14 protein-coding genes are annotated in these 15,828 nt (G+C 44.5%); 7 read left to right on the top strand and 7 right to left on the bottom strand.

The genetic code is table 11. The features are described 5' to 3' along the window. Positions 1–128: 128 nt before the first annotated feature. Positions 129–479, top strand: a complete 351-nt coding sequence (locus tag AB4249_RS03790; protein ID WP_065584724.1) for a DUF2799 domain-containing protein — start codon at positions 129–131, stop codon at positions 477–479. 103 nt (positions 480–582) lie between these two features. On the opposite strand, the gene murQ is transcribed toward AB4249_RS03790, so the two are convergent. The 4 genes from murQ to AB4249_RS03770 are packed head-to-tail and all read right to left on the bottom strand — an operon-like array spanning position 583 to position 5,138. Continuing rightward, positions 583–1,503 (bottom strand): N-acetylmuramic acid 6-phosphate etherase, encoded by a 921-nt coding sequence (gene murQ, locus AB4249_RS03785; protein ID WP_032545650.1) that lies wholly within the window; start codon positions 1,501–1,503, stop codon positions 583–585. A 45-nt stretch (positions 1,504–1,548) separates the two neighbouring features. Further along, complete coding sequence (locus tag AB4249_RS03780; protein ID WP_372102337.1) at positions 1,549–2,661, bottom strand: anhydro-N-acetylmuramic acid kinase; 1,113 nt, start codon at positions 2,659–2,661, stop codon at positions 1,549–1,551. Further along, entirely contained in the window at positions 2,658–3,542 is an 885-nt protein-coding gene (locus AB4249_RS03775) for a BadF/BadG/BcrA/BcrD ATPase family protein (protein WP_229647449.1), read from the bottom strand. Before AB4249_RS03775 ends, AB4249_RS03780 begins: the two co-directional genes overlap by 4 nt. 3 nt (positions 3,543–3,545) lie before the next feature. Continuing rightward, positions 3,546–5,138, bottom strand: coding sequence for a sodium:solute symporter (locus AB4249_RS03770; RefSeq protein ID WP_229647448.1), 1,593 nt, complete (start codon positions 5,136–5,138; stop codon positions 3,546–3,548). 247 nt (positions 5,139–5,385) lie between these two features. Here AB4249_RS03770 and AB4249_RS03765 point away from each other — a divergent pair, with 247 nt between their 5' ends. The 4 genes from AB4249_RS03765 to tyrA all read left to right on the top strand — a co-directional run bounded on the left by AB4249_RS03765 (position 5,386) and on the right by tyrA (position 9,800). Then, positions 5,386–6,234: a MurR/RpiR family transcriptional regulator gene (locus AB4249_RS03765; RefSeq protein WP_229647447.1), complete on the top strand. Its 849-nt coding sequence runs from the start codon at positions 5,386–5,388 to the stop codon at positions 6,232–6,234. Between the two features lie 11 nt (positions 6,235–6,245). Continuing rightward, the gene (gene nagZ / locus AB4249_RS03760; protein ID WP_372102335.1) at positions 6,246–7,235 is read left to right on the top strand and encodes a beta-N-acetylhexosaminidase; all 990 of its coding nucleotides are present in this window, start codon (positions 6,246–6,248) and stop codon (positions 7,233–7,235) included. 246 nt (positions 7,236–7,481) lie between these two features. Next, positions 7,482–8,555, top strand: a complete 1,074-nt coding sequence (locus tag AB4249_RS03755; protein WP_017059354.1) for a 3-deoxy-7-phosphoheptulonate synthase — start codon at positions 7,482–7,484, stop codon at positions 8,553–8,555. 117 nt (positions 8,556–8,672) lie between these two features. Then, positions 8,673–9,800, top strand: coding sequence for a bifunctional chorismate mutase/prephenate dehydrogenase (tyrA, locus tag AB4249_RS03750; RefSeq protein WP_017056144.1), 1,128 nt, complete (start codon positions 8,673–8,675; stop codon positions 9,798–9,800). A 129-nt stretch (positions 9,801–9,929) separates the two neighbouring features. Here tyrA and AB4249_RS03745 read toward each other — a convergent pair whose 3' ends face one another. The 3 genes from AB4249_RS03745 to ettA form a co-directional block, all read right to left on the bottom strand. Continuing rightward, positions 9,930–10,961 (bottom strand): M23 family metallopeptidase, encoded by a 1,032-nt coding sequence (locus tag AB4249_RS03745; RefSeq protein ID WP_065584727.1) that lies wholly within the window; start codon positions 10,959–10,961, stop codon positions 9,930–9,932. 49 nt (positions 10,962–11,010) lie between these two features. Further along, entirely contained in the window at positions 11,011–11,379 is a 369-nt protein-coding gene (locus tag AB4249_RS03740) for a PilZ domain-containing protein (RefSeq protein WP_372102333.1), read from the bottom strand. A gap of 90 nt (positions 11,380–11,469) precedes the next feature. Next, a complete protein-coding gene (gene ettA / locus AB4249_RS03735; RefSeq protein ID WP_017056147.1) occupies positions 11,470–13,137 on the bottom strand; it encodes an energy-dependent translational throttle protein EttA in 1,668 nt (555 codons plus the stop codon). A gap of 263 nt (positions 13,138–13,400) precedes the next feature. Between ettA and sltY the strand changes: the two genes are divergently transcribed. Further along, entirely contained in the window at positions 13,401–15,350 is a 1,950-nt protein-coding gene (gene sltY, locus AB4249_RS03730; RefSeq protein WP_065584730.1) for a murein transglycosylase, read from the top strand. 172 nt (positions 15,351–15,522) lie between these two features. Further along, positions 15,523–15,816, top strand: a complete 294-nt coding sequence (gene trpR / locus AB4249_RS03725; RefSeq protein ID WP_017059358.1) for a trp operon repressor — start codon at positions 15,523–15,525, stop codon at positions 15,814–15,816. Positions 15,817–15,828: the final 12 nt, after the last annotated feature.

Genomic DNA, 15,828 nt, shown 5'->3' with positions numbered 1-15,828 from the left:
GTGGTCGGAATGAACCTAAAGTGGCGAACATTAGACAATAAGTGGACATCGATAGGCGTTCAGCGGAGAATCACCACAAAGGCAGCGCTTCGTCAGAAAGTGGTGAAGTAACAATATAAAGGATTGAAATGAAAAAAATAATCGTACTATTCGCCGTGGCATTTAGCCTTGCAGGATGCAGCGCCAATGTTCAAGATTTAGCAGCTGAAGGCAATTGGCAAGAGATTGGCTATCGTGATGGTATCAAAGGCCACACTCAGCGTTCGTATTCAGAGATGACTGAGCTTGGCGCAGTCGATCAAGCGGGTTACACAGAAGGTTATCACCTAGGTGTGACTGAATATTGTAATCCGAACCATGCTTATCAGATTGGTTTATCTGGTCAGGTGTATGAAGGCGTGTGTTCTGGTACGGAAGACGCTCAACGTTTCCGTATGGAATGGCAACGCGGCTGGGACGAGTTCTCAAACGACTACTAAGCCCAAGCTAGCGATGAAAAATTAAAACTAAAAAAGACCAGTACCGCGTGTGTACTGGTCTTTTTGTCGGTAGCCGGAGTAATACTCAACAGCAGAGTCTAGGTTACTGGTTATTCTCTACAGCTTTTCTTAAAAAGCCGTTTTGCTTATCAAGCTGTGCCTTGGCCAATTCTAAATCTAGTCCTGTTAGAATCATCAAAATCGATAACTTCACATCGTAATCAGTCGCTTTAAGCGTCGACACTGCCAGTGCTTTGTCGCACTCCGTTGCTTGGATAACGATACGAGCAGCGCGAGCAACCAACTTTTCATTGGTCGCTTTTACGTCGACCATAAGGTTTTGGTAGCTCTTACCAATGCGAATCATGCTGGCTGTGGTCAGCATATTAAGCACCAGCTTTTGTGCTGTACCTGATTTGAGTCGTGTTGAACCAGTCAATGCTTCTGGGCCAACCACCGGGCTAATTGCGATTTGAGCGATTTCAGCAATTGGAGAGTCAGGGTTACAAGATAATGCAACCGTTACTGCGCCAAGCTGATTGGCATAGTTGAGTGCACCAATCACGTAAGGTGTGCGACCGCTCGCAGCTATACCTACCACGACATCATTTTCTGAAAACTGAATCGCTTTCAGATCTTCAATGCCGAGAGTTAGCGAGTCTTCTGCACCTTCTTTGGCTTTTAAAATCGCCTCTGGTCCGCCTGCAATTAAGCCGATAACCATTTTGTCCGAAACACCGAAAGTCGGTGGGCATTCTGAGGCGTCTAACACACCTAATCGACCACTGGTGCCTGCGCCCATATAAATCAGTCGACCACCGTTTTGAAAGACATGAGCAATTTTATCGACCGCTTTCGCGATCTGTGGCAGTTCCGCTTCAATCGCCAGCGGGACTTGCTTGTCTTGTTGGTTAATCTTTTCAACCACTTCGAGAGAGGTGAGCAGATCAATATCCATAGTGTCAGGGTTTCTCCCCTCCGAAACGAGGTGCGAGAGCGCTGATATGAGAGCGTCGTTACTCATAATGATCCTTAAATGGTGATTCTAAAATGATGGTTCTAAAGTTGTTTAGTCAGCACGATAGAGAACGCCTAGAGAGGCCGCTCTGCTTGCGCCAGTCACTTCTGGTAAATTGCTTGGCAGTTGATGAATATGACGTTGAGCAAGCCACGCAAAAGCCATCGCTTCCATGTAATCGGCGTCCACGCCTTTACTGGTGGTTGAGTCAACCTCCCAACTTGGAAGCAGTTCAGACAGCCTCTTCATCAACAATGGATTTCGTGTACCACCGCCACACACATACAGTGCAGGCTGGTCACCCAAGCGATAAGTCTCCACTTCATTGGCTATCGTCAATGCGGTGTATTCACAAAGCGTGCGCTGAACATCTTCTACTGCAAGATCTTTAAATTCTGTTAATTGTTGCTCTAGCCAAGGTAGGTTGAATAGTTCTCTACCAGTACTTTTCGGTGGCATTTGAGATAGATAAGACTCATTTAACAACTGTTCGAGTAAAGCTTGATTGAGTTGACCTTTAAGCGCAAATTGCGCATCACGGTCAAACTTCTCACCCGTGTGTTTATCAACCCAAGCGTCCATCAATATATTGCCCGGACCTGTATCATAACCAAGCGTTGGCTGATTAGGGCGCAGCACTGAAATATTCGAGATACCACCAATATTCAACACCACAACCGAGCTGTCTTGCGGGTGGAAAATCGTATGGTGGAAGGCGGGGACTAATGGCGCACCTTGTCCGCCTAATGCCATGTCTTTACGCCTGAAATCGGCAACCGTTTGAATCTGTGTTTTAGCGGCAATGATGTTGGCATCACCCAACTGCATGGTAAATGGAGATTCGCCGCTTGGCTGGTGGAATACCGTTTGACCATGATTACCAATCGCAGTCATAGAAGATGCAGGTGTACCTGACTTTTCGAGAAGTTGCAAAACCGCATCGCCAAACAGATGGCCAAGCTGGTGGTCGAGTTCTCCAATGGCAATTAAATCGGTTTTCTGACCAATACAAACTTCAAGCAGACGCACTTTGAGGTCGTCAGGCATTGGGAACTCATCATGAGCGAGTAATGTGATCCGGTTGTCTTCTATCGACACCAGTGCCGTATCAACGCCGTCCATACTCGTCCCCGACATCACGCCAATGTATAACTCTGATTTCATTGTTCACTTCCTAAATTAAGCTGCCGGATCTTTTGGCTTGCGATGACTTCTGCGCCATCCAGAGCATTACCTTGAATATTTAAGGTACGAACTTGGAGTTCTTGGGAAAGCCTAGGGTGATAGAACTGCCCTAAACTGCCTAAGAAAATAATCGGTAATGAGTTATAGTCTGAGCATACTCGTGTGAGCTTCTCTATTTCTTCAATACCTTGTTTTAATATGGCACTTGCCGTTGAGCAGCGCTGCTCTATATCAACGATCTCTCGTGCAAATTGGGCGTAATCGGTCGCGTTAGCTTCGCCAATCCACCGTAGAATTTGGCTGCGTTCGTTGCCTGTTTTTCGCATTACAAGTTGATTCGTTAAAGAAGTGCGCTTGTTATCTAATTCAACGAGAGTTTGTTGAACAGCTCGAAAACCAAGCCAAGCGCCACCACCTTGGTCACCAATTGGGAAACCCCAACCACCAACTTGATGAGTCTTTTGTTGTGTGTCCAATTGAATCGCAACGGAACCTGTGCCAATCGCAATACAGTTAACACCTTGTCCTGAATTAGCACCAAATACTGACGCTTCTGCATCAGTTGTTACATACAGGTGCGGGCAATGGGTTAACGCCGATTGCAGTTTGGCTTTTAAATCTAAGTTTCCTACGCCCGCAACGCCAACCACAATATAGCACTGTTGTGATTTTATCTGATTCACACTCAACATTTCATCAATATAATGAGTAAGTTGAGTGATCGCAGATCCACCATATAAGGTCAATGATGTCGCAGGTAAAATACACTCTTCGATGACACTTAGTGTTGGTAATATTCGCTTCAGTCTAATGGCGGTTTTAGTGCCACCGCCATCGACTGCCAAAGTATGGGTAATCATTGGCTAAACCGTTTGTAGTTTATTAACTTCTTGAGTTTGCTTCTTACCTGCAAGGCACACAATTAATGATACAAACGTGCCCACACAGAGTTGATACGGGAAGGCTAATCGAATACCCACCCAATCCGCGTTAATCACGCCCATCACACTGTCCCACACATAAGCTTGCATCAGTAATGTTGTTAAGAAGCCTGCCACTAGAGCTAAAGCGACAGAAGTCTCGTTGCCGCGCTCAGTGAAAATGGCCGTGAAGTAGACACCCAATAACCCGGTATAAGCAAACACCATCACACTCAAAGCGAACGATAATAACGGCATGTCGGTGTATTGCTGCCAGTAGTAACACAAGATACCCATGCTACCTAAGGCCAGCGCAGCAGCGGCCATACCGAAGCGGCCTGCTTTTACATAATGGAAGTCATCTTGTTCTCCCTTACGAGCTTCTAACCAAGGCTTGTAAATGTCTTGTACCGCAACTGAAGACATCGAGTTTAAGCCAGAGTTTAATGTCGATAGCGCTGCAGCAACAACACCAACTGTCACTAAGCCACGAAGACCAGCAGGCATTTCATTTAGCACGTAGTACATGAAGATCGTGACGTTTTCGCCATTGAAGTTTTGAACAACTTCTTTACCTTCAACACCCATCAGTTCTGGTCTTTGGTAGAAGACATACAAGAGTAGGCCAATTGACATAAATACAAGCACAACTGGGATAGAGAAGATGATTGAGTTAATCATCGCCTTTGAACCTTGCTTAGCATCTTTACAAGTCAAAACACGTTGAGTCATGTCCTGATCAAGGCCAAATGCACCAATGTTTAATAGCACGAATCCTGTGATACATGCCCAAAAGCTGAAGGTGCCAGCAGGGCTAAAGTCGAGGTTAAAATCTAATAAGGTCAGTTTCGAAGCTTGGCCTTCACCAGGGTTAGCCAGTACCTGAGCAATTTGGTTGAAATCAGCTGGAATTTGTCCCAATAAATAGATGATCACAGCAATGGCTGCACCGACATAAACCACAAGCTGAATTAGGTCGCTCCAGATAACGGAACGAATGCCACCCATGTAGGTATAAGCAAGGCCAACAGCAACGAGAATAACCACTGAAGTAACTACGCTGCTTGGGTCAATGTTGGTAAATAGAATCATGGAGACTGCGATAGCGGCCATGTATAGGCGAGCACCTGAAGCAAATACACGACCGACTAAGTACATTACACCTGCGCGCTGTTTTGTTTTCTCGCCAAAACGAACTTTCAGCAGTTCGTACACGGTAGAGACTTTGTTTTTGTAGAAGCGAGGTATCAGTACTAATGCGACAAAGACAGCACCAATAATTCCACCGATGTTGGTCGCTAGGTAAGTGAGATCGCCACGGTAGCTAGATTCTGGTCCGCCTAAGAACGTCGCTGCTGATTGCGAGGTCGCCAATACCGAGATGGCAACAACCCACATTGGCATCGAGTTACCGCCTAAGAAATAGTCTTTGGTGCTCGTGATTTTGGTTCGGCTGAAGTGCCAGCCTGTAAAAGCGATAACAGCGAAGTAAACCGCAAATACCGCCCAGTCCAGCAAAGTAAATAGTGAATTCATAGCAGCTCCGTAGCATGAATAGGGTAGAGGGTGTTTATTATTATTTTTTCAGAATGTCAGTTTGAATAATGAGTTTCAAAATCTATTCCTTGGTGGAATAGTGACCAATGGTTTTCTTTGATAATGATCCCAGAAGGTTGTGGCAGCTATTCCAAACAGCAGAATATGAAGGAATAATTATTCCAATGAAAATACAAAACTCGTTATGATAACGAGGTACGGTCAGAGGGAAGGGGAAGGACGCTTAATGAAAGGCATTGCGAAAGTTAAAGCATTATTACCAAAACTCTCTCCATCGGATTCGCTGGTGGCTCGTTACGTCTTGGATCACCCACAACAAGTTAAGCAACTCTCCTCTCCTGAGTTGGCTAAAGCGGTAGGTGTAAGCCAATCGACGATCGTAAAGTTTAGTCAGAAACTCGGCTACAAAGGGTTTTCTGAGATGAAGATGAAGCTCTATCAGAGTGATATGACTTATCAGCCTGTATCCCAGCGCGGGATCCATGGGACCATCACCAGAAAAGATCCGCCAGATACGGTGATGGACAAACTTCTTGCAAGTAAAACACAATCGCTTGAGCGTACCGTGTTATTAAATGAAGGCGAACAGTTAAGCAATGCTGCTGATTTGCTGCATCTTGCTAATAAAGTACAGATTTCTGGGGTGGGAGCATCGTCTCTGGTTGCGAAAGATTTCGCTTATAAGCTGATGAAAATAGGTCATGCTGTTAATGCAGAGCAGGATGCTCACATTCAGATTGCTAATGCTGCGTCTCTTTCTGAAAATGATGTGTTGGTTGCAATTTCCTATTCAGGAAACACCAGAGAAGTGGTGAAGGTTGCCCAGTTAGCTAGATCGAAAAAGGCCAAGGTGATTGTAGTAAGCCAGCTATCCCCTTCTGCTTTAGATAAATACGCTGATATCAAACTCATCTCGGCGGCAGACGAAAATCATATTCGAAGCTCATCTATCACCGCGCGTGATAGCCAACTTTTTATTACTGACTTGTTGTTCATTGCGTTAACTCAGCAGGAAGAGCAGGCCGACCAATTAATTGAACAAAGTAAATCTGCAGTAGCGGAATTTAAGCAATAGAAGGAAATTTTATGGGACCGTTGTGGGTTGATGTTGCAGGCTACGAGCTGACAGCTGAAGACAGAGAAATTTTAGAGCACCCAACTGTTGGTGGTCTCATCTTATTTTCTCGAAACTATCACGATAGCAAACAGTTATCGGCGTTAAACAAAGAAATTCGCAAGGTAGCGAAACGTCCTATTTTGATTGGTGTCGATCAAGAAGGTGGCCGAGTTCAGCGCTTCCGCGATGGCTTTTCAATTATCCCAGCTGCTCAAGAATTCGCGACTAAGAATAATGGCGAACAGTTAGCAGAACAAGCGGGTTGGTTGATGGCGGCAGAATTGATTGCCCATGATATCGATCTGAGCTTTGCGCCAGTATTAGACAAAGGCCACGAGTGTAAAGCGATTGGTAGCCGAGCGTTTGGTGAAGATATTGATACCATTGTTCGTCATAGCAGCGCTTTCATCAAAGGCATGAAGTCGGTTGGCATGGCGACGACAGGCAAGCACTTCCCTGGACATGGTGGCGTGATTGCTGACTCACACTTAGAGACGCCATATGACCCTAGAGACGACATCTTCGAAACAGATATGGCAATCTTCAAGGCGCAAATTGAAGCTGGAATATTGGATGCCGTGATGCCAGCTCACGTGGTTTTCTCTCACTATGATGATCAACCTGCGAGTGGTTCACAGTATTGGCTACAGAAAGTATTGAAGCAGCAGCTTGGGTTTAAAGGCTTGGTATTCTCTGACGATTTAACGATGGAAGGCGCTGCCATTATGGGCGGACCAGCCGACAGAGCGAAAGCGGCCTTGAATGCAGGTTGTGACATGGTGTTGATGTGTAATAAACGAGATGCACAAATTGAAGCTCTGGATCACTTAGCGATTCAAGAGGTGCCTTTAGCCAACTCATTGCTTAAAAAACACAGCTTTGATTTGTCGACACTTCACTCGGATGCTAGGTGGAAAGAGACCTCAGAGACGATTAAGCGAATGCTAGGCAGTGAGTGATAAATAAACACATTATAATTTTAGATAAGGCGATATGATAAATATCGCCTTTTTTGTATGTGTGATCCGTGGTTTAAACCTATTTATCTCTTAGAGTGAGTTAAATCTAATGTGTAAAATAAAATTTACACTTAATGTTTTTTATTGTTTACACTTGCAATCGTTTTTTTAGCTGTTATTGTGTTTTTAAAGATTGTTAACCCAAACGGAAATGTTGGGTGTAAAAATAAATATACAGGTTGAGTTATGCAGAAAAGTGAATTAAGCAATGTCAATATCATCGACGAACAGGTACTGATTACTCCTGAGGAGTTAAAAGCAAAACTGCCTTTGAGTGATAATGCTCGTCGTTTCATTCAAGAGTCTCGTCAAACTATCGCAAACATCATTCATAAGAAAGATCATCGCATGCTTGTTGTATGTGGCCCATGTTCTATCCATGACATTGAAGCTGCGAAAGAGTACGCGAAACGCCTTAAAGCCTTATCTGAGCAACTTAGCGATCAACTGTATATTGTTATGCGTGTTTACTTTGAGAAACCTCGTACCACTGTAGGTTGGAAAGGTTTGATCAATGACCCGCATCTAGACGGCACTTTCGATATTGAGCATGGTCTGCATGTGGGTCGTGAGCTACTTGTTGAACTCGCTGAGATGGAAATTCCATTGGCGACTGAAGCATTAGATCCAATCAGCCCGCAATACCTAGCAGATACCTTCAGCTGGGCGGCAATTGGCGCACGTACGACTGAATCTCAAACTCACCGTGAGATGGCAAGTGGTCTTTCAATGCCAATCGGTTTTAAAAACGGTACCGATGGCAACCTAGGCACTGCAATCAATGCAATGCAGGCGGCTTCTTCTAGCCACCGTTTCATGGGTATCAGCCGCGAAGGTCAAGTTGCACTACTAACAACGCAAGGTAACCCAAATGGTCACGTGATTTTACGTGGCGGTAAGCAGACGAACTACGATTCAGTATCGGTACACGAATGTGAGCAAGAGCTGGGTAAATCTGGCTTAGAGGCCGCGCTAATGGTCGACTGTAGCCACGCGAACTCTCGTAAAGATTTCCGTCGCCAACCTTTAGTTGCAGAAGATGTGATTCACCAAATTCGTGAAGGCAACAAGTCGATTATCGGCCTGATGATTGAAAGCCATATTAACGAAGGAAATCAATCTTCGGATATACCTCTCAATGAGATGAAATACGGCGTTTCTATTACCGACGCGTGTATCAATTGGGATTCAACTGAGGCACTATTGAAACATGCACATACGGAATTAGTCCCGTTCTTAGAGAACCGCTTGAAAGGTTAGTCAGAGTTTAAATTTAAGTGCCTCATCTAATGGGGCATTTTAAGATCTGTTGCTAGCGAACCTACGTGATTGTGGGATGATAGATTGGCACGGGCTTATAGATTAGTAAGGAATAAAATGGCCGTTGAACTGAACGAATTACGCGACCAAATCGATGCTGTCGATAAACAAATGTTGGATTTACTGGCTCAACGCCTTGCTCTAGTAGAGAAAGTAGGCGAAGTAAAAAGTGAACATGGTTTACCTATTTATGTACCAGAACGTGAAGCTGCGATGCTGGCATCTCGTCGTCAAGAAGCCGAGAAAATAGGGGTTCCACCACAGTTAATCGAAGATATTTTGCGTCGTACTATGCGTGAGTCTTATGCCAGTGAGAAAGATTCTGGCTTTAAGTGTCTTAACCCAGAGTTACGTTCAGTGGTGATCGTTGGTGGTAATGGTCAACTTGGTGGCTTGTTTGGTCGTATGTTCAAACTGTCTGGCTACGAAGTAAAAATCCTTGGCAGCCAAGATTGGGATAAGGCCGACGAAATCTTAGATAATGCTGGGCTTGTGGTTGTTACGGTTCCAATTCACCTAACGGAAGGTGTGATTGCGAAGCTAGGTAATCTACCAAGCGATTGTATTCTATGTGATTTGACGTCAATTAAATCTAAACCTCTACAAGCAATGATGAACATGCATCAAGGCCCAGTAGTTGGATTGCACCCAATGTTTGGCCCTGATGTTCCTAGCCTTGCTAAGCAGGTGATTGTTTACAGTGATGGTCGTGGTTCTGAAAGTTACCAATGGCTACTGAATCAATTTGGTATTTGGGGCGCGAGCCTTTGCCAGATGGATGCAGCTGAACACGATCACGGCATGACCTTGATTCAAGCACTTCGTCACTTCACCTCTTTTGCTTACGGCTTGCACCTGAGTAAAGAGAACCCGAACATTGATCAACTTCTGAAACTAAGCTCGCCAATCTACCGACTTGAGATTGCGATGGTTGGTCGTCTGTTTGCTCAAGACCCGAACTTGTACGGCGATATCATTCTTTCTTCGGATGAGAATATTGAGATGATTCGACGCTTCCATAGCTGTTTCGGAGAAGCGTTAGAAATTCTAGATGGCAAAGATAAGGCTAAGTTTGTTGAGAGCTTCAACCAAGTGAGTGATTGGTTTGGTGACTACTCACAACAATTTTTACAAGAGAGCCAAAGCCTGTTAAAACAAGCACATGACTCGATTCATCGCGGTTAATAGTGTGGTTTGAAAAATAAAAAAGAGCGACCATTTGGTCGCTCTTTTTGTTTGTGTTGAATGCCGATATTGCATCTGGCCTATAGTAGGCGAAATGCATTTGGATCATCATGGGCCAAACGAACAAACCTAGTTAGTCACGATAGGTTCTTTGTTATTCTCGTTCGATACTCGGTTATCATCGCTGGATACTGTGTCGATAGTTGAACTGATGTAAGGCACGTTAGTTAGGTTGATCTGCAAGCGAACCACGTTATCAATCAGCTGAACGAGTGGGCCCCATTTCACCTTTTTCTCTTTCTCAAACACGTAATTGAAGTTTTCTGGTGTCCAATCCATCAAGTATTGAGGGTTCAATGAGCGACCAAGGAAGCGTACTTCATAATGCAGATGTGGCCCAGTTGAGTTACCTGAGTTACCACAGCTCGCAATCACATCACCTTTACTGACAAACTGACCGCTGCGAACTTTGAATTTTTGCAGATGCGCGTAAGAGCTCATGAAGCCAAATGAATGGCGCATGGTGATAAAGTTACCAAAGCCTTTCTTGCTTGGGCGTACGGTTTCAATCACACCATCTGCCGGTGCTAAGATATCTTCACCACGCTTACAAGTAAGGTCGATACCAGTATGGTTGTGGCGTTTGCCTGTAATTGGGTTAGTACGGCGACCGTATGAAGACGAGATGCGTTGATAAGCCATCGGACTATCATTAGGAATTAAGCGGAACATGGTAGCTCTTACCGCGGAATCGACGGCTGCAGCATCAATACGGTCTTCTAGTGAAACCTCATCGGTGTGTAACTCTTCATCAGCCAGGCCTAGAACGGATTCCACATCGAATACACGCTTACCCAGTAATTGAATCGTACCTTCTTTCTCAGTTAAGGCTTGAGATAGGTTGTGGTTGGTTTCAACTTGTTCCGCGTATAAGAACTCGGTCTGCTCTTTTTCAACAATCAGAGTTTCAATTAACTGTTGTGCATCACCGGCTTGTGCAGCTAGCTTGTTTTTACTCTCAAGGTGCATGTAGGTTGCACCACCAATCAACATCGGTACTGAGAGCAGGGTTGTCATGCATAAGAGTACGGCTTTTCGACCGAAGTAAAACGTCTGTTCCCCCTGACTAGAGGGAATAGTAATGGACACTTTTTTAGACATGGTTCTGTATTAACTAAATGCTTCTAATAGAAAAAGGGTAATGGAGATATTATTCCTTACCTAAGTCGGTAAAGTGTTCAATCTCTCTATAAAGCAGGTCATCGTCACCAACATTAAGCTCAACAAGGCGCTTAAGGTGGCTGATACTATCAATATCTAAATGCTCTATGCGTAAACGCATTGAGGTATTGATGGTAGAGACTATCGTTGCTTCTAACTGAATATTGATATCACTGTTTTCGAGTTTAAAGCTCACTTGAACAGGGACATCATGGCTAAGTTGTTTTGATTCATTGCATTGAATGAGTAAACCATGGAGTGATAAGTCTTGCACTGAGCCTGATACCTTTACTTGTCCTTGTGAGATCTCAGTCGGGACTTGATAAATAACTCGTGAAAATTGACGTCTTTCAACCATAAGTAATCTCTCTATATCGATGCATTACACGTAAGCCAGATATATCAAAGGCCGCTATTATCGCGGCCTTTGTTCAAAATACAAGCTTATTTACTTAGCTATACGCTTGTACTTGATACGGTGCGGCTCTGCCGCTTGTGCGCCTAGAGTCTGCTTAAGCCACTCAGTGTACTCAGTATAGTTACCTTCGTAGAAGTTAACTTGACCTTCATCACGGTAGTCTAAGATATGGGTCGCAATACGGTCAAGGAACCAACGGTCATGCGAGATAACCATTGCACAGCCCGGGAATTCAAGCAGTGCTTCTTCAAGAGCACGTAGCGTTTCAACGTCAAGGTCGTTGGTAGGCTCATCGAGTAGCAGTACGTTACCGCCCGCTTTTAGCAGTTTCGCTAAGTGAACACGGTTACGTTCACCACCAGAAAGCTCACCGATGATCTTCTGTTGGTCGTTGCCTTTAAAGTTGAAACGAGAACAGTAAGCACGCGCAGGGATTTCGAAGTTGTTGATCTTAATGATATCAGCGCCTTCAGAGATCTCTTGGAAAACTGTCTTAGTGTCGTCCATGCTGTCACGGAACTGATCAACAGAAGCAAGCTTAACGGTTTCGCCTAGTTCAACTGTACCTGAATCTGGCTGTTCTGCACCGCTTAGCATCTTGAATAGTGTTGATTTACCTGCACCGTTGGCACCAACGATACCGACGATTGCGCCCTTAGGCATGCTGAACGATAGGTCGTCGATAAGAACGCGATCACCAAACGATTTAGTCAGGTTGTTCACTTCAAGAACTTTATCACCTAGACGCTCACCTGGCGGGATGAACAGTTCGTTGGTTTCGTTACGCTTCTGGTATTGGCCAGTTGTCAATTCTTCAAAACGAGCCATACGAGCTTTAGACTTAGCTTGACGGCCTTTAGGGTTTTGACGAACCCATTCAAGTTCTTTCTCGATTGTCTTTTGACGTGCGCTTTCGCCCGCTTTTTCTTGCTTAAGACGCTCGTCTTTTTGCTCTAGCCAAGACGTGTAGTTACCTTCCCATGGGATACCTTCACCACGGTCAAGTTCTAGAATCCAGCCAGCTGCGTTGTCTAGGAAGTAACGGTCGTGGGTAATCGCCACAACAGTACCACTGTAATCAACAAGGAAGTGCTCAAGCCATGCTACTGATTCTGCATCCAAGTGGTTGGTTGGTTCATCAAGAAGCAGCATGTCTGGCTTTTCAAGAAGTAGACGACAGATAGCAACACGACGACGCTCACCACCTGATAGGAATTCAATTTTCGCATCCCACTCAGGAAGACGAAGTGCATCAGCAGCACGCTCTAGAGCAGTCTCTAAGTTGTGACCGTCTTTTGCTTGAATCAGAGCTTCTAGTTCGCCTTGCTCTTTTGCCAGTGCATCGAAGTCTGCATCTGGTTCTGCGTAAGCTGCGTAAACCGCATCAATACGCTTAAGTGCGTCAGCAACGTCAGAAACCGCTTCTTCTACGATTTCACGAACAGTTTTTGATTCGTCTAGCACTGGCTCTTGTGGTAGATAACCTACTTTAAGGCCTTGTTGTGCACGTGCTTCACCATCAATATCAGTATCAATACCAGCCATGATACGTAGTAGGGTCGATTTACCTGAACCATTTAGACCCAAAACACCGATTTTAGCGCCAGGAAAAAAGCTAAGAGAAATGTCTTTAAGAATTTGACGCTTAGGTGGAACAGTTTTGCTCACCCGAGACATGGTATATACGTATTCAGCCATTGCCGATCGATCCTAATTATTGTTCAAAATTGTCTGCTATTTTATACCAATATCCTCAAAGATGTTACTCCTAGGGCAGAAAAGCCACTCTTGAACAAATCCTTACCTATTATTGTCACATTGGTCATTAAAACTATATTTAATGGGCTTCTGAGGCGAAGTGTTAAATATTAATAATATTTACACTCAAATTCTTTACATTTGATGTGATGTCGGGCGTAAATAGACTTCACGTATTCATACACGCACTAAGGAAAGAGCGAATGTTTTTCCGCATTGGTAATACGAAAATTGCTGTGGCTGCATCGGCAATTTTGTCTTCGGTTTCACTGGCTCCGGTCGCTATGGCTAGCAATGCATCCGAGCTTGAAATGCAGCGTGACGTTTATGACAAAGCGCAAGAGGTTTTAGACAGCCGTGATCTAAAAGCTTACTCCGCGCTGCGTAACAAAATTCAAACATACCCTTTAACACCTTACACCGATTATCGGGCCTTTCTGATTGGCTTAGGTGATCGCACACCTGCTGAGGTCGATGCTTTCATTGAAGAGAACAAGGCATTGTCTTTCTCCAATCGAATGCGCGCACCTTATTTGGACTCATTGGCTTCTCAAAAACAGTGGAAGACGATCCTTGAGTTTCAAACCAAAGAGCCTGTCGGTGAAAAATACCAATGTATTTATTATCGAGCGCATTACGAGCAAGGTAACCAAGAGCTTGCCTTTAAAGGAGCTAAACAACTTTGGTTGAGTGGTAATGGTGTTGATGACGCTTGTGACCCTTTATTTAAAAGCTGGGATCAAGCTGGGCTAAGAACTGATGAGCTGATTCTGGATAGAATGCTGCTAGCGTTCGAGGGCCGTAACGGTAAGTTAATGAGCTATCTGATTAAGCAATTGGATCATGATGAGTCAATTGCTCAAGCGAAGCAGATGAAGGCGTTGTACAACAAGCCTGAAAATGTACTCGCGTTTGCTAAAAAACATCCAGCGAATGAATTCTACCAAGCTCAAACCGAGTTTGCTTTCGAGAAGCTAGCAAGGAAATCATCAAGCAGTGCTCAAAAGGTGTTTGATGATGTCATCAAGGCTCAGAAGTTTTCGAAAGAGAAATCTCAAGAGCTCGCTGATTACCTAACGTTTCGTCTGATCAACACCGACTCTGAAGAGTTAATGGTGTGGCGCGACAAAATGCTCGCGAGTTCATCAAAGCAAGTTCTGCTGGAACGACGTGCTCGCTTAGCAATTCAACATGCCGATTGGACGGGTTTGAAAGAGTGGATAGCGCGCTTGGATGATAAACATCAGGCTTCGCTTCGTTGGCAATATTGGCAGGGCAGAGCTGAAATCGCGACGGGCGATACTGACAAAGGCAATAAGCGACTGTCAGATATCTTGGGTCAGCGTAATTTCTACAGTGTGGCTGCGGCTAAGCAGTTAGGTAAGCCAGTTCAATATCCAACATCGACACTTAAATACAATGCTGAAACAGTGAAGCCATTCGACACCTCTTTGGTGCGTATTGGTGAACTGATTGACCGAGACAAAATTGCGGCAGCGAAAAGTGAATGGCGCTGGTTACTGACCAATGCAGATAAAGAGCAAAAAGAGATGCTTGCCGCTTACGCTGCGACACAGCGTTGGAATCACTTTACCGTAACAGCGAGTATCTCTGCGAAGATGTGGGATAACATTGCGCTGCGCTTCCCTGTTGCTCATAAGTGGTGGTTTAACTTCTACGCTGAAAAGCACGATCTCGATCCAATCACTTTGATGTCTTTAGCAAGACAAGAGAGTGCGATGGATTCAGAAGCTCGCTCTCCAGTTGGCGCGCGTGGCATTATGCAAATTATGCCCAAGACGGCGCAATACACAGCGAACAAACATAAGATTAAGTATCAGGGCAGCGATGATCTTTATGATGTCGGCAAAAACATTGAGATTGGCAGTCACTACTTAGATGGTTTACTCGCTCAATATGATGACAACCGTATCTTTGCGTTTGCGGCTTATAATGCTGGACCTAGCCGTGTGAAACAGTGGCGTTCACGCAGCGATGAAAAGCTCGATGCCTTTGCATTTATCGAAATGATCCCATTCAAAGAGACACGTGGCTACGTTCAGAATATCTTGATGTTTGAGACCTACTATCGAGATATCTTGGGTGAGAAAGGGACGTTTTTAGCGCCCCATGAGGCAAAAACGAAATACTAAGCCTTCGGCATTTGGCCCGAAACTGAGTAAGAATAAAGGCAGTGAGTGCTAACCATTTCCACTTACTGCCTTTTTACATTGGATCGCATCAAGTGTTTCGGTATAAAGTGTTAAACGCTTTCAATCGTTAAGCGACTCTTTAAAGTCAGAATTTAAAAGTAAGTGTAGAGATATGGCATCACAACCTGAATATGATAATTGGCAACAACTGATGGACTTGGTAAAGACGGCTGTCGAAAAAGATCAGCACGAGCTGTTGTTGACTATGATGATGACACCAGACGAGCGAGATGCTCTGGTTGCTCGAATTAATATCTTCTGTGAGCTGATGAAAGGCGATATGTCTCAACGACAGGTGAGTCAAATGCTGGGCGTAGGCGTAGCGACGATAACCAGAGGCTCAAATGAGCTAAAGGCCAAATCTGAGCAAGAGAAAGTCGTGATCGCCGACCTATTGCTAAAGTAATAATGGAATTAA

The organism is Vibrio sp. 10N.261.55.F4, from assembly GCF_041470465.1.
Classification (GTDB): Bacteria; Pseudomonadota; Gammaproteobacteria; order Enterobacterales; family Vibrionaceae; genus Vibrio; species Vibrio crassostreae_C.
Note: the sequence above shows the minus strand (reverse complement) of the source record. Positions and strands in the feature narration are given on the sequence as shown.

Bases quoted from the DNA above. Each gene is read 5' to 3' on its own strand.
- AB4249_RS03790 (WP_065584724.1), top strand. From the start codon at position 129: ATGAAAAAAATAATCGTACTATTCGCCGTGGCATTTAGCCTTGCAGGA.
- murQ (WP_032545650.1), bottom strand. From the start codon at position 1,503: ATGAGTAACGACGCTCTCATATCAGCGCTCTCGCACCTCGTTTCGGAG.
- AB4249_RS03780 (WP_372102337.1), bottom strand. From the start codon at position 2,661: ATGAAATCAGAGTTATACATTGGCGTGATGTCGGGGACGAGTATGGAC.
- AB4249_RS03775 (WP_229647449.1), bottom strand. From the start codon at position 3,542: ATGATTACCCATACTTTGGCAGTCGATGGCGGTGGCACTAAAACCGCC.
- AB4249_RS03770 (WP_229647448.1), bottom strand. From the start codon at position 5,138: ATGAATTCACTATTTACTTTGCTGGACTGGGCGGTATTTGCGGTTTAC.
- AB4249_RS03765 (WP_229647447.1), top strand. From the start codon at position 5,386: ATGAAAGGCATTGCGAAAGTTAAAGCATTATTACCAAAACTCTCTCCA.
- nagZ (WP_372102335.1), top strand. From the start codon at position 6,246: ATGGGACCGTTGTGGGTTGATGTTGCAGGCTACGAGCTGACAGCTGAA.
- AB4249_RS03755 (WP_017059354.1), top strand. From the start codon at position 7,482: ATGCAGAAAAGTGAATTAAGCAATGTCAATATCATCGACGAACAGGTA.
- tyrA (WP_017056144.1), top strand. From the start codon at position 8,673: ATGGCCGTTGAACTGAACGAATTACGCGACCAAATCGATGCTGTCGAT.
- AB4249_RS03745 (WP_065584727.1), bottom strand. From the start codon at position 10,961: ATGTCTAAAAAAGTGTCCATTACTATTCCCTCTAGTCAGGGGGAACAG.
- AB4249_RS03740 (WP_372102333.1), bottom strand. From the start codon at position 11,379: ATGGTTGAAAGACGTCAATTTTCACGAGTTATTTATCAAGTCCCGACT.
- ettA (WP_017056147.1), bottom strand. From the start codon at position 13,137: ATGGCTGAATACGTATATACCATGTCTCGGGTGAGCAAAACTGTTCCA.
- sltY (WP_065584730.1), top strand. From the start codon at position 13,401: ATGTTTTTCCGCATTGGTAATACGAAAATTGCTGTGGCTGCATCGGCA.
- trpR (WP_017059358.1), top strand. From the start codon at position 15,523: ATGGCATCACAACCTGAATATGATAATTGGCAACAACTGATGGACTTG.